The 22,113-nt window shown below is 64.0% G+C and carries 22 protein-coding genes and 1 tRNA gene; 10 read left to right on the plus strand and 13 right to left on the minus strand.

Annotation, left to right across the window (positions count from 1 at the left end; translation table 11 throughout):
- Positions 1-43 precede the first annotated feature (43 nt).
- On the minus strand, positions 44-2,014 hold the full coding sequence (acs, locus tag ACFMPD_RS04705; protein WP_380992332.1) for an acetate--CoA ligase: 1,971 nt from the start codon (positions 2,012-2,014) through the stop codon (positions 44-46).
- A gap of 446 nt (positions 2,015-2,460) precedes the next feature.
- Here acs and ACFMPD_RS04710 point away from each other — a divergent pair, with 446 nt between their 5' ends.
- The 3 genes from ACFMPD_RS04710 (at position 2,461) to ACFMPD_RS04720 (ending at position 5,576) form a co-directional block, all read left to right on the plus strand.
- Positions 2,461-3,477, plus strand: a complete 1,017-nt coding sequence (locus ACFMPD_RS04710) for a C4-dicarboxylate TRAP transporter substrate-binding protein (RefSeq protein WP_380992334.1) — start codon at positions 2,461-2,463, stop codon at positions 3,475-3,477.
- Positions 3,478-3,546: 69 nt separating this feature from the next.
- Positions 3,547-4,176, plus strand: a complete 630-nt coding sequence (locus tag ACFMPD_RS04715; RefSeq protein WP_380992336.1) for a TRAP transporter small permease subunit — start codon at positions 3,547-3,549, stop codon at positions 4,174-4,176.
- Positions 4,176-5,576 (plus strand): TRAP transporter large permease, encoded by a 1,401-nt coding sequence (locus ACFMPD_RS04720; protein ID WP_380992701.1) that lies wholly within the window; start codon positions 4,176-4,178, stop codon positions 5,574-5,576. The genes ACFMPD_RS04715 and ACFMPD_RS04720 overlap by 1 nt, the downstream gene beginning before the upstream one ends.
- A gap of 434 nt (positions 5,577-6,010) precedes the next feature.
- Here the strand turns inward: ACFMPD_RS04720 and ACFMPD_RS04725 are convergent, their stop codons facing one another.
- The 4 genes from ACFMPD_RS04725 to purB form a co-directional block, all read right to left on the minus strand.
- Positions 6,011-7,108 (minus strand): flagellar motor switch protein FliG, encoded by a 1,098-nt coding sequence (locus ACFMPD_RS04725; protein WP_380992338.1) that lies wholly within the window; start codon positions 7,106-7,108, stop codon positions 6,011-6,013.
- Positions 7,109-7,186: 78 nt separating this feature from the next.
- A complete protein-coding gene (locus ACFMPD_RS04730; protein WP_380992340.1) occupies positions 7,187-7,729 on the minus strand; it encodes a tetratricopeptide repeat protein in 543 nt (180 codons plus the stop codon).
- 152 nt (positions 7,730-7,881) lie between these two features.
- Positions 7,882-8,040, minus strand: coding sequence for a carbohydrate-binding module family 14 protein (locus tag ACFMPD_RS04735; protein ID WP_380992342.1), 159 nt, complete (start codon positions 8,038-8,040; stop codon positions 7,882-7,884).
- 151 nt (positions 8,041-8,191) lie between these two features.
- A complete protein-coding gene (gene purB, locus ACFMPD_RS04740; protein WP_380992703.1) occupies positions 8,192-9,496 on the minus strand; it encodes an adenylosuccinate lyase in 1,305 nt (434 codons plus the stop codon).
- Between the two features lie 178 nt (positions 9,497-9,674).
- On the opposite strand from purB, the gene ACFMPD_RS04745 reads away from it, so the two are divergent.
- The gene (locus ACFMPD_RS04745) at positions 9,675-10,079 is read left to right on the plus strand and encodes a DUF6314 family protein (protein WP_380992344.1); all 405 of its coding nucleotides are present in this window, start codon (positions 9,675-9,677) and stop codon (positions 10,077-10,079) included.
- Between the two features lie 14 nt (positions 10,080-10,093).
- Here the strand turns inward: ACFMPD_RS04745 and ACFMPD_RS04750 are convergent, their stop codons facing one another.
- The 6 genes from ACFMPD_RS04750 to gpt all read right to left on the minus strand — a co-directional run bounded on the left by ACFMPD_RS04750 (position 10,094) and on the right by gpt (position 17,121).
- On the minus strand, positions 10,094-10,351 hold the full coding sequence (locus tag ACFMPD_RS04750) for a DUF6455 family protein (protein WP_380992346.1): 258 nt from the start codon (positions 10,349-10,351) through the stop codon (positions 10,094-10,096).
- 119 nt (positions 10,352-10,470) lie between these two features.
- Complete coding sequence (locus ACFMPD_RS04755) at positions 10,471-11,679, minus strand: bifunctional alpha/beta hydrolase/OsmC family protein (protein WP_380992348.1); 1,209 nt, start codon at positions 11,677-11,679, stop codon at positions 10,471-10,473.
- Positions 11,680-11,892: 213 nt separating this feature from the next.
- Positions 11,893-13,404: an anthranilate synthase component I gene (gene trpE, locus ACFMPD_RS04760; protein ID WP_380992350.1), complete on the minus strand. Its 1,512-nt coding sequence runs from the start codon at positions 13,402-13,404 to the stop codon at positions 11,893-11,895.
- 12 nt (positions 13,405-13,416) lie between these two features.
- On the minus strand, positions 13,417-15,261 hold the full coding sequence (locus tag ACFMPD_RS04765; protein WP_380992352.1) for a peptidyl-prolyl cis-trans isomerase: 1,845 nt from the start codon (positions 15,259-15,261) through the stop codon (positions 13,417-13,419).
- A gap of 89 nt (positions 15,262-15,350) precedes the next feature.
- Positions 15,351-16,526, minus strand: a complete 1,176-nt coding sequence (locus ACFMPD_RS04770) for an aminotransferase (RefSeq protein WP_380992354.1) — start codon at positions 16,524-16,526, stop codon at positions 15,351-15,353.
- 67 nt (positions 16,527-16,593) lie between these two features.
- On the minus strand, positions 16,594-17,121 hold the full coding sequence (gpt, locus tag ACFMPD_RS04775; RefSeq protein WP_380992356.1) for a xanthine phosphoribosyltransferase: 528 nt from the start codon (positions 17,119-17,121) through the stop codon (positions 16,594-16,596).
- Positions 17,122-17,374: 253 nt separating this feature from the next.
- Here gpt and ACFMPD_RS04780 point away from each other — a divergent pair, with 253 nt between their 5' ends.
- Complete coding sequence (locus ACFMPD_RS04780) at positions 17,375-17,683, plus strand: SRPBCC family protein (RefSeq protein WP_380992358.1); 309 nt, start codon at positions 17,375-17,377, stop codon at positions 17,681-17,683.
- Here ACFMPD_RS04780 and fabI read toward each other — a convergent pair.
- The gene (fabI, locus tag ACFMPD_RS04785) at positions 17,680-18,486 is read right to left on the minus strand and encodes an enoyl-ACP reductase FabI (protein ID WP_380992359.1); all 807 of its coding nucleotides are present in this window, start codon (positions 18,484-18,486) and stop codon (positions 17,680-17,682) included. The genes ACFMPD_RS04780 and fabI overlap by 4 nt on opposite strands.
- A 132-nt stretch (positions 18,487-18,618) precedes the next feature.
- Between fabI and pdxH the strand changes: the two genes are divergently transcribed.
- The 5 genes from pdxH (at position 18,619) to ACFMPD_RS04810 (ending at position 21,282) form a co-directional block, all read left to right on the plus strand.
- A complete protein-coding gene (gene pdxH / locus ACFMPD_RS04790; protein ID WP_380992361.1) occupies positions 18,619-19,224 on the plus strand; it encodes a pyridoxamine 5'-phosphate oxidase in 606 nt (201 codons plus the stop codon).
- Between the two features lie 122 nt (positions 19,225-19,346).
- Positions 19,347-19,889 (plus strand): cold-shock protein, encoded by a 543-nt coding sequence (locus tag ACFMPD_RS04795; protein WP_380992363.1) that lies wholly within the window; start codon positions 19,347-19,349, stop codon positions 19,887-19,889.
- A complete protein-coding gene (locus ACFMPD_RS04800) occupies positions 19,886-20,356 on the plus strand; it encodes a DUF192 domain-containing protein (protein ID WP_380992365.1) in 471 nt (156 codons plus the stop codon). Before ACFMPD_RS04795 ends, ACFMPD_RS04800 begins: the two co-directional genes overlap by 4 nt.
- Positions 20,357-20,399: 43 nt before the next feature.
- A tRNA-Pro gene (locus ACFMPD_RS04805) sits at positions 20,400-20,476 on the plus strand.
- A 128-nt stretch (positions 20,477-20,604) separates the two neighbouring features.
- Positions 20,605-21,282 (plus strand): aquaporin, encoded by a 678-nt coding sequence (locus ACFMPD_RS04810; protein ID WP_380992367.1) that lies wholly within the window; start codon positions 20,605-20,607, stop codon positions 21,280-21,282.
- A 114-nt stretch (positions 21,283-21,396) separates the two neighbouring features.
- Here the strand turns inward: ACFMPD_RS04810 and ACFMPD_RS04815 are convergent, their stop codons facing one another.
- On the minus strand, positions 21,397-21,843 hold the full coding sequence (locus ACFMPD_RS04815) for a hypothetical protein (protein WP_380992369.1): 447 nt from the start codon (positions 21,841-21,843) through the stop codon (positions 21,397-21,399).
- Positions 21,844-22,113 lie beyond the last annotated feature (270 nt).

A 22,113-nucleotide genomic window follows, 5' to 3' on the forward strand; every position in this document is an offset into this window, starting at 1 on the left:
ATCAATACTGCCGGTTTGGTCATCGTCGATGTGGTCATGACAATTACCCCGCCCGGTTCGCAATCAGGTCATCGACAACAGAGGGATCGGCCAGGGTCGAGGTGTCGCCCAGGCTGCCATAGTCGTTTTCGGCGATCTTGCGCAGGATGCGGCGCATGATTTTGCCCGAGCGGGTCTTGGGCAGGCCGGGGGACCACTGGATCACGTCCGGGCTGGCGATCGGGCCGATCTCGGTGCGCACCCAGGTGCGCAGTTCCTTGACCAGATCGTCGCTGGGCTCGACGCCGTTCATCAGCGTGACATAGCAATAGATGCCCTGGCCCTTGATCTCGTGCGGATAGCCGACCACGGCGGCCTCGGCGACCTTGGCATGCGCCACCAGCGCGCTTTCCACCTCGGCGGTGCCCATGCGGTGCCCGGAAACGTTGATCACGTCATCGACGCGCCCGGTGATCCAGAAATCGCCGTCTTCGTCCCGCTTGCAGCCGTCGCCGGCAAAGTAATAGCCCTTGTAGTCGCTGAAATAGGTCTTTTCAAAGCGCTCGTGATCGCCCCAGACGGTGCGCATCTGGCTGGGCCAGCTGTCCTTGAGACAGAGCACGCCCTCGCAGGGATAGTCGTGGATTTCTTCGCCGGAATGCGCGTCCAGAACCACGGTCTGCACGCCAAAGAATGGTTTCATCGCCGATCCGGGTTTCAGCGCGTGGGCACCGGGCAGGGGGGTCAGCAGGTGACCGCCGGTTTCGGTCTGCCACCAGGTGTCGACGATCGGGCATTTGCCCTTGCCGACGATGTCATTGTACCAGTTCCAGGCCTCGGGGTTGATCGGTTCGCCGACCGTGCCCAGGATGCGCAGGCTGGACAGATCGCATTTCTCGACGAATTCGTTGCCCTGGCCCATCAATGCGCGCAGCGCGGTGGGCGCGGTGTAGAACTGGTTGACCTTGTGCTTTTCGCAAACCTGCCAGAAACGGCTGGCATCCGGATAGGTCGGCACGCCTTCGAACATCAGGGTGGTGGCGCCGTTGGCCAGCGGGCCATAGACGATATAGCTGTGGCCGGTGACCCAGCCGACATCGGCGGTGCACCAGTAGACGTCGCCGTCGTGATAGTCGAACACGTATTCGTGGGTCATCGCGGCAAAGACCAGATAGCCACCGGTGCAATGCACGACGCCCTTGGGCTGGCCGGTCGAACCCGAGGTGTAGAGGATGAACAGCGGGTCCTCGGCATTCATCTCGGCGGGCTTGCAATAATCGTCGGCCTCGAGCGCCAGTTCGTTGTAATCATAGTCGCGACCGTCGATCCAGGTGGTCTGACCGCCGGTGCGCTTGACCACCAGGCATTTCACCGTGTCCTTGCAGTGCAGCAGCGCCTCGTCGGCATTGGATTTCAGCGGGGTCTTGCGGCCGCCGCGCGGGGCTTCGTCGGCGGTGATGATCACCTTGGCGTCCGATCCATTGACCCGGGCGGCCAGGGCGTCGGGCGAGAAACCGGCAAACACGATCGAATGGATCGCGCCGATCCGGGCGCAGGCCAGCATCGCATAGGCGGCTTCGGGAATCATCGGCAGATAGATGACGACGCGATCGCCCTTGCGCACGCCCAGATCCTCGAGGATGTTGGCCATCCGGCAGACCCGGCGGTGCAGATCGTTATACGAGATGCTCTGGGCCTGCTCCTTGGGGTCGTCCGGTTCAAAGATGATCGCGGTCTGGTTGCCGCGGGTTTCCAGGTGGCGGTCGATGCAGTTGGCGCTGACATTCAGCGTGCCATCCTCGAACCAGCGGATGTCGATATTGCCAGGCTCAAAGCTGGTATTCTTGACTTTGGTATAGGGTTTGATCCAGTCGATACGCTTGCCGTGCTCGTCCCAGAATGCCTCGGGATCATTTATCGAGGCGGCGTACATCTCGTCGTATTTGGCACTGTCTATCAGGGCATGTGATACGACCTCGGCCGAAGGTGGATATACCTTTTCCGCGGTCTTTTCGGATGCTTCTGTGGTGCTCATGCGACGCTACTCCCTTTAGGTCTATGACAGATCGCTCTGAACCGAGCGAATTGAAGCGTCACCCCTAACGCTCCACGGAAGGATAATAGCCGGGGCTGAAAATAATGAAATAACTTGCGGTAATAAAACGATTTGTTTGTAAAGTTTTTTCGATCACGGGAAAATTTTTGTAAAAAACTTTCCCAAATAGGCGATTTTTCGTTCTGATATAAGGCATTGCCTGTCAACCGGTTTCGCCGTTCCGGCGGCGCGAATTGCCATGGGGTGGGTGGCCGGCCGCGACAAGATGGTGCGACATTTTGTTTCGCTTCGCCACTTGCCGCAAACGGCCGTCCCCGGGGCCACGAAAAACCGGTCTGCCGGTCGGGACTTGGCAGAATCCCGGGCGCGCGCTAGCTTTTCGGCAAGCGGACCATGCATCGGTTCGCAACAAGGGAGCGTATATCATGAACAGAGTATTGACCGGCGCCGCCGCGGCGGCCGTGGTCCTGTCTTTTGCCGCCCATGCGTCGGCCACCGAATGGAACGTGTCGGTCTGGGGCAAGCGGCGGGCCTTTACCGAGCATGTCGAGAAACTGGCCGAACTGGTCAGCGCCAAGACAGACGGGGATTTCACCCTGAATGTCAGCTATGGCGGTCTTTCGAAAAACCGCGAGAACCTCGACGGCATTTCGATCGGCGCTTTTGAAATGGCGCAGTTCTGCGCTGGTTATCACCCGGACAAGAACCGGTTGATAACCGTTCTCGAACTGCCGTTCCTGGGGGTTTCGGACCTGGCACAGGAGGTCGCGGTCAGCCATGCGGTCTATGCCCACCCGGCGGTGCAAGAGGAAATGGCGCAATGGAACGCCCGGCTGCTGATGACCAGTCCGATGCCACAGTACAACATCGTCGGCACCGGCGAACCGCGCGATACACTCGCCAAGTTCGACGGCATGCGGGTGCGCGCCACCGGCGGTCTGGGCAAGGCGTTCGAGGCGGTCGGCGCGGTGCCGACCTCGGTCACCGCAACCGAGGCCTATCAGGCGATGGAATCCGGTGTGGTGGATACGGTGGCTTTTGCCCAGCACGCCCATTTGTCCTTTGGCACGATCAACCAGGCCGACTGGTGGACCGCCAACCTGAATCCCGGCACGGTGAACTGCCCGGTGGTGGTCAATATCGATGCCTATGACAGTCTCAGCGACGAACACCGTGCCGCATTGGACAGTTCCGTGGACGAGGCGATTGCGCATTATCTGCAGAACTATGGCGCACTGTTGCAGAAATGGGATTCGGTTCTGGCCGAAAAGAACGTCGCCAAGGTCGAACTGAGCGAAGCCGAACTGGCGGCGTTCCGCGAAAAGGCGGCGGCGCCGATCCATGCGACCTGGATTGCCGATATCCAAGCCCAGGGCCTGCCGGGTCAGGAGTTGTATGATCTGGTGCAAAGCACGCTGGCGGACGCCAAGGCCACCCACTGACGCCGCGATTGCTGTACTGAAGCGGCGGCGTGATATCTGCGCGCCGCCCGATTTCAATCGGGGGATGACATGGCCGAAACTGCTGCGGTGCTCGAGGATTCCAGCCTGCTCAGCCGCTTGGACCGGGCCCTGTTGCCCGTCGAACGGTTCTGCGCATTGCTCAGTGGGCTGGCGATATTCTCGCTGATGTTTCTGGCCGCCTATTCGGTCACCGGGCGGAAATTCCTTGGTGCACCCTTGCTGGGTTATGTCGACTACATCGAGGCGGCGATGCCGGTCATCGCGATCATGGGCGTTTCCTATGTCCAGCGCGAGGGCGCTCACATCCGCATGGACATGCTGGTGGGGGCGCTGAAAGGGCGCGTTCTGTGGCTGTTCGAACTGATCTCGGTCTTGCTGATTCTGGTCCTGATCGTGGCGCTCACCTGGGGTGCGTGGGAGCATTTCGCCCGCTCGTTCGACTGCGCCCGCCCGCTGTGCAGCCGGGACAGTTCCATCGATATCGGCCTGCCCACCTGGCCCAGCAAGCTGGTGGTGCCCGTGGCCTTTTGCGTACTGGTTCTGCGACTGATCCTGCAGGCGGTGGGCTATGGTCGGGCGTTGGTCCTGGGGCTGAAGCGCCCGGTGGCTGTGCCGCTCAATCTCAGTGTCGCAGAACAGGCCCAGGCCGAGGCCGGCCAGCTTGCGGGGCACGAATGATGGAACCCATCGAGATCGGTCTGTGGACCAGTGCCGGCCTGCTGCTGATGGTCGTGCTGGGCATGCGCGTCGCCTTTGCTGCGGCCATGGCCGGGTTCGTGGGCCTGGTCTGGCTGCGCTGGAACGGGTTTGACTATGACCCGGCGCGGTTCGGCAAGGCACTGACCATAAGTGTGCGCATCGCTGGTCTGACCCCGCATTCCAAAGTCAGCGCCCAGGTGCTCAGCCTGATCCCGGTCTTCATTCTGATCGGATACATGGCCTATTACGCGCGCCTGACAACGGCGCTGTTTGAGGCTGCAAAACGCTGGATCGCCTGGGTGCCCGGCGGGCTGGCCGTGTCCACCGTCTTTGCCACCGCGGGGTTTGCCGCCGTCTCCGGCGCCTCGGTGGCGACGGCGGCGGTGTTTGCCCGTATCGCCATCCCCGAGATGCTGAAAATCGGCTACAACAAGCAATTCGCCGCCGGGGTTGTCGCGGCCGGGGGCACGCTGGCCTCGCTGATCCCGCCCTCGGCGATCCTGGTGATCTATGCCATCATTGTCGAACAGGATGTCGGCAAGCTGTTGCTGGCCGGGTTCATCCCCGGCGCGTTTTCCGCCGGGGTCTATGCGCTGCTGATCGTCGGCATCGCGGTGCTGTTCAAATCCGTCGGCCCGCCGGTCGGTGGTTTCACCTGGCGCCAGCGCTTGGTATCGTTGCCCCCGGCGCTGCCGATCGTGGCAGTGGTCGTGATCATCATCTTCTTTGTCTACAACCCCTTTGGCGAGGCCTGGGGCACCCCGACCGAAGGCGGTGCGGTGGGCGCCTTTATCGTGTTTCTGATGGCGCTGTACCGCGGCATGCGCTGGTCGGAACTGAAATCGGCGCTGCTGGATACCGCCAAGCTGACGGTGATGATCTTTACCATCATCTGGGGGGTGCTGATCTATGTGCGCTTTCTCGGATTCGCCGAATTGCCGGCAGCCTTTGCCGGGTGGATCACGTCGTTGCAGATGTCGCCAATGCTGATCCTGATCTGCATTCTGCTGGCCTATGCGGTGCTGGGCATGTTCATGGATGCGATCGGCATGCTGCTGTTGACCCTGCCGGTGGTCTATCCGGCAGTAATGGCGCTGAATGGCGGCGAGACGGTGGCGGCGGCCGACAGCGCCTTTGGCATGTCCGGCCCGATGTGCGCGATCTGGTTCGGAATCCTGGTGGTCAAGATGGCCGAATTCTGCCTGATCACGCCGCCCATCGGTCTGAACTGTTTCGTGGTCGCCGGGGTGCGCGAGGATCTGACGGTGCAGGACGTCTTTCGCGGCGTGATGCCGTTTTTCATCGCCGACGCGGTGACCATCGCCCTGCTGGTCGCCTTTCCCGGCATCGTTCTCTATCTGCCCGGCCTGGTGGGCTAAAGACCAGGACAGTCTGTGCCGGGCCGGCACATGCCGAGCGTCCCGCGGCGGTATTCTGACGGTACAGGATGAGCTGGTTTGCGAGACTGCCGTGCCGCAAAGCCAGGGCTGTCTGCCTCGGGGTTGTCGGACCCGAGCATCTTGCGGTGGCATTCTGGTGGGGCGGGGCGGGTGCGGGCGGGTCCGTCGCGCAGCGTCCAGATCTTGACCGTGCTTGGACCTGGCGAAGGGCCGGGTTCTGTACGGCTTGGATGGCGCGGCCCGCCTTGGCGCGGAGCCCGCGACTCCAGACGCCTACCATCCGCGACACCGTGCCATTTCAGGCGATCGCGGGAAATCGTGGATGGCGGGGCAGGTGCCTGCCGGGTTTCCGGGGCGAATCCTGTCCGGAAATAGGCCTGGCATCGCTTGGGCCGATGCCGTGGTTCGTCGGCTCAGCCGCCTTCCTCGTCCTCGTCGCTTTCGGGGGCGATCAGGACCAGTTCGCCGGCCTGCTCCTGTTCCCGGATGGCGGCCACCACTTCGTTCATCGCGATCTCGCCGTCGCGCAGCTTGACCGCGCCCTTTTCCTGCACCTCTTCGCGCAGATTGTCCGCCATGCGGCTGGACATGTTGGCCAGCAGGAACTCGGCGGCGCGCTTGGTGTCCTCGTCAGTCGCTGCGGCCAGCGCGGTGACCAGCACCTCCGGGTCGGCGGCGCGGATGATCTTGGGCACATCGCGGGTTTCCAGGCGGGTCGGAATGTGAGCAAAAGTAAAGATCGACTTGCGCACGGCCAACGCGAATTTGGCGTCGGTTTCCTCGAGCCCGGTCAGCATGTCGTTGCGGATCGTGGCGGCGGATTGGTTCAGAATGGCACCAATGCGTTCGCCGGGCGCGTCTTCAAAGGCCAACAAGGGCTTGTCGTCCAATTGACTGGCCAGAGACAATCCGATGCGGTCGACCGCGTCGGGTGTGACCTGGCCGGTCTGTGATACCGCATAGGTGATGCGCCGTGCCGTCGGGCCGGGCAATTCGCCCAGCAAGGCGGCGGCCTTGGCGGTGTCCAGTTTCGACAGCAGCACCGCCGCCACCTCGATGCTTTCCGCCTGGATCATCGACGCCAGATCGGCGACCGGTACAGCGCGCAGGCGGGTCCAGGGATCGCCGGCCTGACGCACACCGGCCTCTTTGCGCAGGCGTGCGGCGGTTTGCGGGCTGATCTTGCCGTCCATTGCGTTCAGCGCCTCGGCCAGCCCATTGGGAAAGGCCAGTCCGATGCCGTCCAGCTTGGTGGCAAATTCCTCGATCACCGCAGCCAGCGTGTTGCGATCCACCAGCCCCATCTTGCCCATCTGCTGGATCAGCCGTGCCTGCAGATCGTCCGGCAGATCCTCGAGCGGCAGATCGGCGCCCTCGTTCAGCAGCAGACGCACCACGATGGCCGCCTTGGCCCTGTTGTCCAGCGGGCGCGGTTTGGGCGCCGCGATCTGACCTGGCCCGACGTCCTTTGCCACCACAGGCAATTTCGATATCGCCGCGTCTTTCTGCATCTGTCTGCCCTTGCTGCATGCCCTGTCCGGGGGGGATGCCCGCAGTCTAGGCCGACAGCTGTAAACAAACGCTGAAAGTCAGTAGTCGGACGTGCTGCCGCTGCGGATCGCCTGGCGCAGCGACGTTTCGGCCCAGGTGCCGGTGCCGCCCCGCGCCTTGATCTCGCGCCATTGGGCAATGGCAGCGTCCATGCGGCCCGCCTGAACATAGCCCTGCGCCATGTAGGAGCGCGCCAGGATGTTGTCGGGATTCTGTGCGATTGCCCGGTCGTAATAGGCCTGTGCCTGTTCGACATGGCCCAGTTTGCGATGGGTAAAGCCCCAATAGGTCAGCACCCGGTCCTCACTCTGGTCGGGCATTGCGCCCAGCACGCCCTGCGCGTCCAGAACGCGCCCCGCATAGGCCAGTTCGCGCGCCGCCTGATACAGGGTTTCGCTGTCCAGCGCCGCGCCCTTGGGTTTGACGCATTTCTGGGTCTTGGCGTCCCAGACCGTGACACCCTTGCAGGATTTCGTGGTCGCGGTGGGTTTCGGCGGCTTGGTGGTCGAGGGCCAACCGCTGTCGCTGGCCGCAAAGGCCAGACCGGGGATCACCAGGAAAAGGGCAAGTATCAATCGCATCATCTGTCCCATCGCTACGTTCAAAAGCCTCGTTTCGTCACAGACACATATCAAAAGAAACTGGGCGGACTGCAAGACCGGCGCGGAACGTCATCCGCGCCACTGCCTCCGCCCGCAGGGGGCGTCCGCGTCGCGCCGGCGTGGCATCGCGCCTAGCTGCTGGCCTGCTTGACGCAGCTTTGCGTGGCAAGATCCCAGACCGTGCCGGGGGCACAGGAATAGGCCTGGTTGCCACGGTCCGCGCAATAGGCATAAGACACCGCGGGCAGCAGGATCAGCGCCAGCGCGGCCAAACCGGTTCTGAGGGTCATCGGCAATCCTCCATTGGGTCCCGGCAAAGGTGCCGGGCGTCGGTCTTGACGCCTAACCCTAGCCCGCAACGGCGGTTTCACAAAACGAAAACGGCCCACAAAGGCGTGAGGACGCCGGTGCGGGCCGCGGTCGCAATCGAGGCTTGCTGGATTAGTCTTTGAAAACCCGCTTGAAAATCGTGTCGACATGTTTGGTGTGATAGCCCAGATCGAATTTCTCTTCGATCTCGTCGACCGACAGCGCCTTGACCACGTCGGCGTCGGCCAGCAGCTCGGTCTTGAAGTCGCAGCCGGTTTCCCAAACCTTGAGCGCGTTGCGCTGCACCATCTTATAGGCGTCCTCACGGCTGACGCCGGCCTGGGTCAGAGCCAGCAGGACCCGCTGCGACATCACCAGGCCGGGGAACTTGTTCATGTTGGCCAGCATGTTGTCGGGATAGACCAGCAGCTTTTCGATCACGTTGGTCAGGCGGGCCAAGGCGAAATCCAGCGTGATCGTGGCATCCGGGCCGATATTGCGCTCGACGGAGCTGTGCGAGATGTCACGCTCGTGCCAGAGCGCCACGTTCTCCATCGCCGGGACCACGGTCATCCGCACCAGACGGGCGAGCCCGGTCAGGTTCTCGGTCAGGACCGGGTTCTTCTTGTGCGGCATCGCCGAGGACCCCTTTTGACCCATCGAGAAGAACTCGGCGGCCTCCAGCACCTCGGTGCGCTGCATGTGGCGGATCTCGGTGGCGACGTTCTCGATGCTGCTGGCGACCACGCCAAGGGCGGCAAAGAACGCGGCATGGCGGTCGCGCGGAATGACCTGGGTGCTGATCGGTTCGGGCTGCAGGCCCAGCTTGGCGCAGACATGTTCCTCGACCGCCGGGTCGATATTGGCAAAGGTCCCCACCGCGCCCGAGATCGCGCCGGTGGCGATTTCATAGCGCGCCTTTTCCAGCCGGTTCAGGTTGCGGTCCATCTCGGCATAGAAGCGGGCAAAGGTCAGGCCCATGGTGGTCGGTTCGGCATGGATGCCGTGGCTGCGGCCGATGCGGATGGTGTCCTTGTGCTCGTAAGCGCGTTTTTTCAGGGCGGCCAACAACCCCTTGATGTCTTCGATCAGGATGTCGCTGGCGCGCACCAGCTGCACGTTGAAACAGGTATCCAGCACGTCGGAACTGGTCATGCCCTGATGCACGAACCGGGCCTCTTCGCTGCCGACATGTTCGGCCAGGTGGGTCAGAAAGGCGATGACGTCATGCTTGGTCTCGGCTTCGATCTCGTCGATCCGGGCCACGTCGAATTCGACATCCCTTGCCTTCCACACGGCCTCGGCGTTCTCGCGCGGGATCACGCCCAGATCGGCCATGGCATCGCAGGCATGTGCCTCGATCTCGTACCAGATGCGGAACTTGCTTTCTGGGCTCCAGATGGCGACCATGTCGGGGCGGGAATAGCGGGGGATCATCGGGTGCGGCACCTTTGTTTGAAACGGCAGTTGCGCCGCCTCATAGACCGAGCGGTGCAGCGCCACAAGGCGCGAGCGGTGGTTTGAGGCGGATTGGCTGCGCCGGGCCGGGGCAGAGCCGTGGGCGCCTGCGGTCCGGCATGTTGCCTGCCGAGCATCATGGGCCGGATGCGCCGTGGTGAGGCGACCGCGCCGGCTGAGCGATTTTCAGGGCAGGTGGCAGCTGCGCCGCCGGATCCGCCATGTTGACGGGGCGCGCGCCGAATTCACCGGATTGGCCGAATGGCAACCCTGTGACGCGGGATTGCGCCAGGTTGAAACCGGCATGCTGCGCATCGCTGGACAACCGGCGATATCGGCGTCGCGGTGCCATGTCTGGCATGCGGATCTGAGCGTCTGGTTCGAGGATGGCCGGTTCTTTCACACCGTGCCACCGATGGGCGGGCGCAGCGCACACTGGTGCGACCCGGATCAATATGAAGCGGGCTACGATTTTTCGGACTGGCCGCGATTTCGGGTGACCTGGCGGGTACATGGCCCGCGCAAGGCCTATTGCATGATCAGCCGTTATCGCCCGCAATAGGCAGGCGGGGCGGATCAACGCCGGCGGGCGGCTTCCAGAATGTCCTTGTTCAGGCAGTAGTCCGGCGCGGATTCAAAGTGGTCCTCACGGCTCTGCAACTCGGCACAGCCTTCCTGATCGCTGCAGGCCGAGCAGGTGATCACCATGCTGCGGAACTTGGCGGCCTGCGACTCGGGATCGCGGCAGATGGCGTCGGCCAGATCGGCATCCAGCCGGTCGGCCATACCATTGACCAGGTCGGCGCTGCCGGACAGTTTCGAGAATAGTCCCATGTTGGTTTCCCCTTCGACGATTGCAATCGAACAACCGCCGAAATTTGGTCACGGATCGGCGCGCGACGCCTTGACATAGGTCAATTGGGAGGCGCCGGGCAGGCGGGGCGCGGCCCGGGTCAGTCGACCAGCCGGGTCTCGACCCGCGAACTGCGTTCCATGGTCTGATGCACCGGGCATCTGTTGGCGATTTCCAGCAACCGGGCGCGCTGGTCGGCATTCAGTTCGCCGGTCAGGGTGATTTCGCGCAGAAAACTGTCGATCTTTCCGGCGCTGTCCGCATCCTGGGCGTGCACCTTGTCATGGCTGACATCGACGCGGACATGATCCAGCGGCCAGTTCTTGCGGCGGGCATACATGCGGATCGTCATCGAGGTGCAGGCCCCCAGCCCGGCGGAGACCAGCCCATAGGGCGTCAGGCCCTGATCGCTACCGCCATAGGCGCTGGGTTCGTCGGCCAGGATGTGATGCCGCGGACCGGACTGAATGTCCTGCAAAAACCCGTCGGGGTCGGCCTCGCTGACTCGGGTGATGCCTTCGGGGGCGCCCGGCGGCGGCGCGGGCGGCGTCAGGTCCAGGTAGCGCCCGGCCCAGGCGGCGATCACCTCGGCGGCATATTCGGCATCTTCGGCGCGGCTGATCAGGTGGTCGGCATCATCCAGCGTGATAAAGCTCTTGGGATGTTTCGCGGCCTGGAATATCTGCGCCGCGTTGTCGATGCCGACAACGGCGTCGCGCGGCGCGTGCATCACCAGCAGCGCCGGTTTCAGGCCGGCCAGTGCCGCGCTCAGCGAACTGGATTCGATATCGTCGAGAAATCCACGGCTGATCCGGAACGGCCGGCCGCCCAGGCAGACCTGGGCGCTGCCGCGGCTGCGGATCTCGGGCAGCGCCTCGGCGAAATTGTGGCTGACATGGGCCGGATCGAACGGCGCGCCGATGCTTGCCACGGCTTTCAGGCTGGGAATGTCTTTGGCGGCCTTCAGGGTCGCGGCGCCACCCAGCGAATGGCCGATGGCCAGGTCCGGCGCCAGGCCACGGCCGTCCAGATAGCGCGCCGCGGCGATCAGATCGCCGGTATTCGACGTGAAATCGGTATTGGCGAATTCGCCCTCTGAATGGCCCAGACCGGTAAAGTCGAACCGCAGCACCGCGATGCCCATATGCGCCAGCCGGCGGGCGATGCGCCGCGCCGCCGCGATGTCCTTGCCGCAGGTAAAGCAATGCGCAAACAGCGCCGTCGCCAGAGGCGGACCATCGGGCAGTTCCAGACGCGCCGCCAGCGCGCTGCCATCGTGACCGGGAAAGGTGATGCGTTCAGTGGGCATGTCGGGACTCTCCTGTGCTGGCCCTAGGTTGGGGGCAGGGGCGCCGGACTTAAAGCCCAGCAGAGCCGATCTCACGCAGTGGTGACATGGTGGTTACCGGGGGGACCGATGTGGCGACCGGCTACGCGCCCCTGCGCGCCCGAAGCCACGGACATGGCAGGCGCACCGGCCCGGCCCAAGCGGCGGCAGGCACGCCCGGTCGCGCCCGGGGCGTCAGTCGTTGCCGTTGCCGGTAAAGCGCGCCGCGTCGGCCGCGGCGCGGCGGATGGCATTGGACTTGTGCACGGTTTCCTGGAACTCGGCCTCGGGATCGCTGTCATAGACCACGCCGCCGCCGGCCTGGATGTACAGCTTGCGGTCCTGCACCACGGCGGTGCGCAGCGCGATGCACATGTCCATGTCGCCGCCGGCCGAGAAATAACCGACGCCGCCGCCATAGACGCCGCGCTTTTCCGGCTCCAGTTCGTCGATGATCTCCATGGCGCGCACCTTGGGGGCACCGCTGACCGTGCCCGCCGGCATGCCGGCAAAGAACGCATCCAGCGCGTCCTTGTCCGGGGCCAGTTCACCGACGACATTGCTGACGATATGCATGACGTGGGAATAGCGTTCGATGATGAATTTCTCGGTCGGTCGCACGGTGCCGACCTTGCTGACGCGACCGGTGTCGTTGCGGCCCAGATCCAGCAGCATCAGATGTTCTGCAAGCTCCTTTTTATCGGCCAGCAGATCGGCTTCCAGCGCGCGGTCCTCTTCGGGCGTGGCGCCGCGCGGCCGGGTGCCGGCAATGGGGCGGATGGTGACCTGGTTGCCAAAGACCCGCACCAGGATTTCGGGGCTGGCGCCGATCACCTGGAACCCGCCGAAATTGAAATAGAACATGAAGGGTGACGGGTTGGTGCGGCGCAGGCTGCGATACAGCGCAAAGGGCGGCTGCGGAAAGGCCTGGGTCCAGCGCTGGCTGGGCACCACCTGAAAGATGTCGCCGGCGCGGATGTAGTCCTTGGCGGTCTCGACCGCGGCGCGATAGGCCTCGGGGGTAAAGTTGCTGACCGGCGGGGCGATCTCGGCGGCTTCGCCCAGATCGCGGGATTCCGCCGGCATGGCGCGTTCCAGATCGCGCACCGCGTCCATCACCCGTTCGGCGGCCTGGGCATAGGCGGCGCGGGCGGTCTGCCCGTCGCTGACCCAGGCCGGCGACACCACGGTGACTTCGCCCTTGACCCCGTCCAGCACCGCCACCACCGAGGGGCGCAGCATCAAGGCATCCGGCAATCCCAGCGGGTCCGGGTTCACGTCGGGCAGGTGCTCGACCAGGCGCACCATGTCATAGCCCAGATAGCCGAACAGCCCGGCCGCGGCCTGGGGCAGATTGTCGGGCAGGGCGATGCGGCTTTCGGCGATCAGCGCGCGCAGCCCGTCCAGGGGATTGCCGGCCTGCGGCTCGAAATTGTCCGGATCGAAGCGGGCGCTGCGGTTCAGTTCGGCGGTTTCGCCGCGGCAGCGCCAGACCAGGTCGGGTTTCATGCCGATGATCGAATAGCGTCCGCGCACTTCGCCGCCGGTCACCGATTCCAGGATGAACGCATCCTTTTGCGCGCCGGTCAGTTTCAGCATCAGCGACACCGGCGTATCCAGATCGGCCGCCAGGCGGGCATAGACCACCTGATTCTGGCCGGCCTCGTAGGCGCGGGCAAAGCTGTCGAATTCGGGGGTCAGGACCATGACGCGCCGCCTTTACTGGAAACTGGCCTGCACCGCATTCAGCGCCCGCTGGTCGATCTGCGGTTTCGCCCGGCTCTGCACATCGCTGACATAGGCCCGGAACAGCGCTTCGGACAGGCTCTGGTTCAGGCGTTCGGTCAGGGCCTGGCGCATCTCGGTCAGCTCGGGCGTGTCCGCCGGGGGACGCATGTCCTCGAGCCGGACGATCATCACGCTGTCCTCGCCGGAAATGACCTGAACATCGCCCTTGTCCATTTCAAAGACCCGCGCCATGAAATCGGCCGGCGTGCCCTCGAGATAGGCGGTGCGGGTCAGGCCGTTCTCGACGCGCACGCTCAAACCGGTCTCGGCGAAATCGCCGGACTCGCCCAGCGTTTGCACAAGCGTTTCCGCATGCGCCTGCAACGCCTCAACGGTTTGCGCGCGGGTCCAGGCCTCGGCCACCTTGTCGCGCGCTGTGTCAAAGGGTTCGGGGCGTACCGGCAGCACCTCGTCCAGCCGCAAGGCAAAAATACCGCCTTCGTCCATGTAGGTCACGGCCGGGAAATCCGCTTCGGTGACCGCGGCGGCGGCCGCGCGGAAGGATTCGTAGGCGGCCACGTCCCCGGTCGCCTCGGCGGTCCAGTCGATCCGGCCCAGCTGCATGTCGGTCTCGTTGGCCAGTTCTTCCAGCGTCGCGCCGGCGGCCAACAGGTCGTCGATGTCGCCGGCCCCGGTCTCGATCAGCCGTCGGGCGCGGTCGCCGGCCAGTTCGGCGCGCAACTCGTCCTCGACCTCTTCAAATGCGGTGGTACGGGCCTCGAGCACGCCGTTGATCCGGAACAGTGCCGGTCCCAGCGGCGAGGGCAGCGGCCCCACCGTCTGGCCGATATCGGCGGCAAAAACCGCCTCGGCCGCATCGTCCAGATCGTCCCGCGTCACGTCGCCCAGATCGATATCGGCCAGGGACAGGCCCCGGTCGTCCACCAGCGCCTCGAACGTGGTGCCGGCGACATCCAGCTGCGCCTTGGCGCGGTCGGCAGCGGCGGCGTTGGCAAAAACCAGACGTTCGACCAGTCGCCGTTCGGGCAGGTCGAACTCGTCGCTGCGGCTGTCATACAGCGTTCGCAGCGCGGCGGCGTCGACCTCGACCTGATCCAGGATCATGTCGGGTGTCAGCAGCACATAGGTCAGCCGCTTGGTTTCCGGCAGGCTGAACCGGTCGGGATTTGCGTCGTAAAAGGTGCGCAGTTCCTCCGGGGTGGGAGCTGGCACCGGCTCTGGCAGATTGTCGGCCGTCACCGTCGCCCAGGTGAAACTGCGTCGCGCAGCGATGAAATCGGCCAGCGTCGTTGCCATGACGTCGGGCATGGTGGCGCCCGACACGATCGCGCCCTGCACCAGGGTGCGGGCGTTCTCGGCGCGCAGTTCAGCCTCGAACTCGGCTTCGCTCAGGCCGGCCTGGTTCAGCGCAAAGCGATAGGACTCGCGGTCGAACTTGCCGTCGATACCCTGAAACGCGGGCACTTTCAGTATTTCCTGCTGCAGGTTCGCATCGCCGATGGACAGTCCCATCTCGGCCACTTCGTGATCCAGCGAGGCGATCGCCACCAGCCGGGCCAGCACCGTCCGGTCCAGCCCCATCGCCTGCACCTGCGACATCGGCACGCGCTCGCCGGCCTGTGCTTCGAGGGCGCGGATCTCGCGCTGCAATTCGCGGGCATAGGCGTCGACGCTGATCACCTGATCGCCGGCATGGCCGACGCTGCGGACGGTGCCTGACAGGTTGGTGGCGCCAAATCCCGCCAGACCGACGATCAGCAATGCCAGAATGATCCAGACAAAGGTCTTGGAGAAACTTTTTACGCCTGCGGCCATGATACCCCCTGAATTGGCAACGAACTGCCCTGTTTTTCGCCGCCTTGTCTACGACGCGCGTTCTGGGGGAGCAAGATGCATAGCGGCGCTTAGACCGGCAGCGATGTCAGGCGCGCGAACAGGGTGGCGATGCCCTCGCGGTCGAGATTGGCAAAGGCGATGCGCAGATGCCGGGCGCCGTCGCGGTCCCCGGCGGGGGTGAACATCGAGCCGGGCAGCGCCAGGATGCCGGCCCGCTGCAGCAGATCGCGCGCGACCGGCTCGGACGCCGACCTGAACGGATGCGCGACATAGGCGAAATAGGCGCCCAGCCCGGCCAGCGACCAGCCATGGTCGGCCAACGCCGGAAACCTGTCGCGGATTGCGGCGCGCCGGGCCAGGATTTCGGCGCGCTCACCGGCCAGCCAGTCCTGCAGATTGCGTATGCCCCATAGCGCGGCATGCTGGCCGATCTGCGCTGGGCAGATGGTGACGGTGTCCAGAAACTTTTCCGCCTCGGCCAGCAGCGCCGGTGCCGTCACCAGCGCCCCGACCCGGTGGCCGGTCAGCCGGTAGGCCTTGGAAAACGAATAGAGATGGATCAGCGTATCGTCCCAGTCGGGATCGGCAAACAGATCATGCGGCGCACCTGTCCGGCTGTCGAAATCGCGATAGGTCTCGTCCAGGATCAGCCTGAGGCCGCGGGACCGCGCCAGATCGAAAAAGGCGCGCAGCAGATCGGCGGGATATTCCGCGCCGGTGGGGTTGTTCGGTGTCACCAGCACGATGGCGCGGGTGCGATCGGTGATCAGGGAAGCGGCCTGTTCGGGGTCGGGCAGCATGTTGCGCTGCACCGGCAGCGGCACGGTTCGCACGCCACTCATGTCCAGCCACATCTTGTGATTGAAATACCAGGGTGTGGGCAGGATGACCTCGTCATCCTGGCCCGTCAGTGCCGCGATAGCGGCGGCAAAGGCCTGGTTGCAGCCTGCGGTGATCGCCACCTGCCGGGCCGCAACGGTGCCGCCATAGTGGCGGCCGATCTGGGCCGCCAGTGCGTCGCGCAGGGCGGGCAGACCCAGCACCGGCCCATAAAGATGGGTGCTGTCATCGGTCAGGATCAGATCGGCGATGGCGCGGCGTAACCCGGCGGGCGGTGGCGCGACCGGGGCCGCCTGCGAGACCAGCATCAGCGGGCGGTTGGCCGGGTGCTCGACACCATCCAGCCAGCGCCGGGTCTCGACGATCGGCGATGCAAACGTGGCCTGTGTGCGACTGTTGGTCATTTCAAACCTCGATGGTGGCGGCCAGCCGGTGACGCCGCCACCCCGCCGCAAGGTGGCAGGGCGCCCGTCAGTCGGTGCCGCGATAGGGTTCGACATATTGCAGCGCCATGTCCCAGGGAAAGAAAATCCAGGTGTCCTGGCTGACCTCGGTGATGAACGTGTCGACCATCGGGCGCCCCTTGGGCTTGGCATAGACGGTGGCGAAATGCGCTTTGGGAAACAGCGCGCGCACCAGTTCCAGAGTCTTGCCGCTGTCCACCAGATCATCGACGATCAGGATCCCGGTGCCATCGCCCATCAACCCGGTATCGGGGGATTTCAGCACCTTGGCCTGTGACCGGGCCTGATGGTCATAGGATTTGACGCTGATCGTGTCGACGGTGCGGATGTCCAGCTCGCGGCTGACGATCATCGCCGGGGCCATGCCACCGCGGGTGATCGCCACCACCGCGCGCCAGGCGCCATCCTCGGGGCCCTGTCCGTCCAGCCGCCAGGCCAGGGCACGACTGTCGCGGTGAATCTGGTCCCAGCTGATGTGAAAGCCTTTTTCGTGTGGCAGTCGCGCAGGGTCCTTGCCAGTGTCTTTGCCGGTCATCGCGGGCTCCTCGATTTTGCCGAATTTCTAGCGCAGAGCAGGTGCGAAGGAAAGCGCGGCGGCGTCGAATGTGCCAAGCTGGCGGGCATGACGGAACGTCTGTTGCAAACCCGGTGGCGCCTGCCGGCGCGGATCGAAACCGTGTCCGATATCCCGGCGGATGTCGAACGCCTGCCGGAATGGTGGGCGCGGTCTGTCTGGCGGCCGAGGTCGTCGCGCCCGGCGACGACACCGGCCTTGGGCGGCGGGTGCGGTGTCACAGCCGCGGCTGGCTGCCCTGCACGCTGCGTCGACAGGCCGAGGTGATCCGCGCCGACCGGCCGACCGGCCGACCGGCTGGACCATCGCGGCGCGCGGCGATCTGATCGGGCAGGGCCGCTGGCACCTGCGCCAGAAGGGCGAGATCGCCGATATCCGCTTTGATTGGCGGGTCGCGGCCGGCAAGCCGCTGCTGAGTCCGCTGACCCCGCTGCTGTGGCCGGTTCTTGCCGCCAACCACAACTGGGCGATGGCGCGCGGTCTCGAGGGGCTAAAGCGCCGGCTCGCCCGGAGCCAAGCCTAGCCCTTGCTGATATCCGGGGCGTCCACCGCTTTCATACCGACGACGTGATAGCCCGCGTCCACATGCAGCACTTCGCCGGTGGTGCCGGCACCCAGGTCCGATAACAGATACAGCGCCGAGCCGCCGACATCCTGAATGGTCACGTTGCGGCGCAGCGGCGAATTATACTCGTTCCACTTCATGATATATCGGAAATCGCCGATGCCGCTGGCGGCCAGGGTCTTGATCGGGCCGGCGGAGATGGCGTTGACGCGGATACCGTCCTTGCCCAGATCCTCGGCCAGATAGCGTACCGAGGCTTCGAGGGCGGCCTTTGCCACCCCCATGACGTTATAATGCGGCATCACCCGCTCGGCACCGTAATAGGTCAGGGTCAGGCAGGACCCGCCCGCGTTCATCATCTTTTCGGCGCGCTGCACCACGGCGGTAAAGGAATAGACCGAGATGTCCATGGACAGCTGGAAATTGGCCCGGCTGGTGTCGACATAGCGGCCGCGCAGCTCGTTCTTGTCGGAAAAGCCGATGGCATGCACCACGAAATCCAGATTGTCCCAACGCTGTTTCAGCGCGTCGAACAGGGCGTCGATCGACCCCTCTTCGCCGACATCGCAGGGCAGGACGAGGTCGCTGCCCAATTGTTCCGCCAGCGGCGTGACCCGCTTTTTCAGCGCATCGCCCTGATAGGAAAAGGCCAGTTCGGCACCGGCATCGGCCAGCGCCTTGGCGATACCCCAGGCGATCGACTTGTCATTGGCAAGACCCATGATCAGGCCGCGTTTTCCGGCCATCAGCTGATTTGACATGTAACTTCTCCGCCCATTCCGCATTCAGGGTTTGACCTTTAGGCGATTGCCATGACTGCATCAAGGGCGGCGACGGGCTTGTCGTTGCCGCCGCGGTGCAATAGCCTGCGGCGTCCGATTGCAGGAGGCGACATGAGCGACAGGGATGGGATATTTGCGGGCGACGATCCGTTCGACATCGCGCGGCGCTGGCTGGCCGAGGCCGAGGAAACGGAACCCAACGATCCGAATGCGATCGCGCTGAGCACCGTCGATGCCGAGGGGCTGCCCAATGTGCGCATGGTGCTGCTGAAAGAGATCGAGGCGGATGCCTTTGTCTTTTACACCAATTACGGCAGCCAGAAAGCGCAGGAACTGGACGGCGCCGGCAAGGCGGCCTTTGTCATGCACTGGAAATCCCTGCGCCGCCAAATCCGGGTGCGCGGCACGATCAGCCGCGAAGACGGTGCTCAGGCCGACGCCTACTACGCCTCGCGGTCGCTGAAAAGCCGCCTGGGCGCCTGGGCCTCGCACCAGTCCCGGCCCCTGAGCGGTCGCGCCGCGCTGCTGGCCGAAGTGGCCCGGGTGACGGCCCGGCATGGAACAAACCCGGATCGCCCGCCGTTCTGGGGCGGCTATCGCATCGTACCCAGCCATATCGAGTTCTGGGCCGATGGCGCGTTCCGGCTGCACGACCGTTTTGCCTGGCACCGTCCGGATGCAGGTGGAATCTGGCGGATTCAGCGACTCAGCCCCTGAATTTCGCGTCACGTGAAATGCAAACTGTTGTGAAAAGGGGTTTTTCTTTCGGCAAAATTGGTGCTTAATAATAGTAACAACTTCGTGTAATAATACCCTAACACATATGTGGTGGTTGGCCCGTGGCAGAAGATTTAAGCAGTATGTATCACGTCCGTGGTCAGGTGAAATGGTTCGACCCCGTCAAGGGGTTCGGCTTTGTCGTGTCTGACGAGGGTGGTCCCGATATATTGCTGCATGTCAACGTGCTGCGGAACTTTGGTCAGAGTTCGGTCGCGGATGGCGCGGGAATAGAGGTGGTGACCCATCGCACCGAACGCGGGGTTCAGGCGGTCGAGATCGTCAATATCACACCGCCGGAACGCGACGACTCGCCGGTGCTGACGGATTTCGCCGAACTGGACGACGAAATGCTGCGCTCGGCACCGCTGGAACCCGCGCGGGTCAAGTGGTTTGACAAGGGCAAGGGTTTTGGCTTTGCCAATGTGTTCGGCCGACCGGAGGACGTGTTCCTGCATATCGAAGTGTTGCGCCAGTCCGGCCTGGCCGATCTGCAGCCCGGCGAGGCGCTGGCGATGCGGGTGATCGAGGGCAAACGCGGTCGCATGGCGGCCGAGGTGATGGCCTGGGAAGTGGCCTCGGGAGCGGTGAAATCAAATCAGTGAAGGCGGCGTTGGTGGCGCTGACGCTGGGGCTGCTGCTTGGCGGCGGATCGGCGGTGCAGGCGGCCTGTCGCGACGATGTGGTGTATCTGCGCGGTGACTGGGGCCAGGCGCGGTTCTCGATCGAACTGGCCGACACGTCGGGCGCGCGGTCGCGCGGCCTGATGTTTCGCGAAACCCTGCCGCGTGCTGCCGGGATGCTGTTCGTCTATGAACGTCCGCAACGTGCCAGTTTCTGGATGAAGAATACGCTGATCCCGCTGGACATGCTGTTCATCGACCGCCGGGGCCGGGTCACGCGGGTGCATCATCGCGCCAAGCCCGGCGATCTCACCCCGATCGAAGGCGGCGACAAAGTCTATGCGGTGCTTGAAATCAACGGCGGTCTCGCCGCCGCCTATGGCATTGCCAACGGCACGCAGGTTCGGCATCCGGTTTTTTCCGGTGCCGCGGCGGCCTGGCCCTGTTAGGGCTTTTCAAATCGCATTGCGGCGGCTAGAGAGGCGCACGGTCCGGGGCGTGGCGCAGTCTGGTAGCGCACCTGTTTTGGGTACAGGGGGTCGCAAGTTCGAATCTTGCCGTCCCGACCATTCTTTGCGGCAGGACAGTCGCAAGATAAATCTCCGCGCGCCGGTAATCCGCCGATGCGGCACGGAATTTTCATCAGCTTGATGCCCCTCCACCGCCGCGGCGCCGCACGATCAGTGCGCCTCGTGATGTGTTCGCGGGAAAATTCATAGGAACGTTCACGCTGGTCTTGCTGGGGTGTGGTTCAGCCGTCATCGCCGGGGCCGAAATCGGTCTGACCGGCATCAGTTTTGCATTTGGTCTGGCCCTGATCGGCATGGCCTATGGGATCCGTCCCGTGTCCGGCTGTCACATCAATCCGGCGGTTTCGCTTGGCATGGTCGCGGCGGGACGCATGCAGAGGCCAGAGGCGGTCAGACACATGATTGCCCAGGTCGCTGGTGCAATCGTCGCCGCGCTGGTCTTGCTGATCATTGCCAGCGGCAAGGCCGATAATAGCGTCGCGGTCAACGGTTTGGGGCAAAACGGATGGGGAGCGGGCTATATGGGCGAGTATTCTGTCCTTGCGGCCTTTGTTTTCGAGTTCGTCGCAACCTTTTTGTTCATGGTTGTCATTCTCGGGGCCACGGGGGGCGGTGCGCCGACTGCGATGGCGGGTCTGGCAATTGGTCTGGCGCTCGTCGTGATTCATCTCGTCGGCATCAATATCACCGGCGTTTCCGTCAACCCGGCACGCTCAATCGGTCCGGCATTGTTTGCGGGTGCCACGGCGATCGGACAGCTTTGGCTGTTTATCGTTGCACCGGTTTTGGGGGCGATTGCCGCCGGTATCCTATTCAAGACTGGATTGCTGGACGCGGCCGACTAAGGCAATCGGACAGGACTGGTTGCAGACGCGGGTGGCTGACAGACAGCCTCTGCCGCTGTATCTGGTCGGGTCGCCAGAAAGGTGCAGCGGTGCCATCGTCAGGATCAGCGCGCGTCAGGGTTCGGGTACGCCGCCGGCCCGGGTATACAGTGCGTCCAGTTCGCGGTTCAGCCGCGGGTCCTGTTGGCGGACCTTCAGCGGCGGGCCGGATTTCTGCGGCACATTCAGGAACACCTCGTTTTCGACGAGATATCCGGGCGCATCGGCGCGGGTGCGGAACCGGATCACCAGTTGCGGCAGATCCTCGGGTATGCCGCCATAGGTCAGGATGATCGCGGCGGTGGGTTCGGGCGGCAGGTATTCGCGGCATTCCACGGACTCGGGCGTCGGTCGCCGAAAAGTCTGGGCCGGGCCGTTGCAGGTCGATTGCAGGGCGGCGATCAGCGAGTCGGGATATTCGGCGAACCGGGCTTTTCCGCTGGAAGAAGCTATATCTGGTGTGCCACACGCGCCTAATACCACACCGGGTAGTGCGAGAATCAGGGCAGAAGCGAGTCGCATGACGCGGATCTCCGAAAAAAATGGTCACCCAAAGGGCGGAACGGCTTATCCCCATATATGGCGATGAGTCGCGCGCCACCCTAATGCTGCGATGCAGAAAGACACAAGCCGTCCCGGCCAGTATCGCATTCTGAACGCCCGTCTTACAGGCGGAATTTCGCGCAGGCGCCGATGGTGCAGCGCAGCAATTTTTCGGTTAACGAGCTGTGGATAAATCGCCTTATGGTTGTGCACCCTCAAAACCGGGCTTCAGGTCAACAGAAAAGAGTC

Origin of the sequence: Sedimentitalea sediminis (genome assembly GCF_042687825.1) — a bacterium.
In the GTDB taxonomy this organism is placed as follows: domain Bacteria; phylum Pseudomonadota; class Alphaproteobacteria; order Rhodobacterales; family Rhodobacteraceae; genus Sedimentitalea.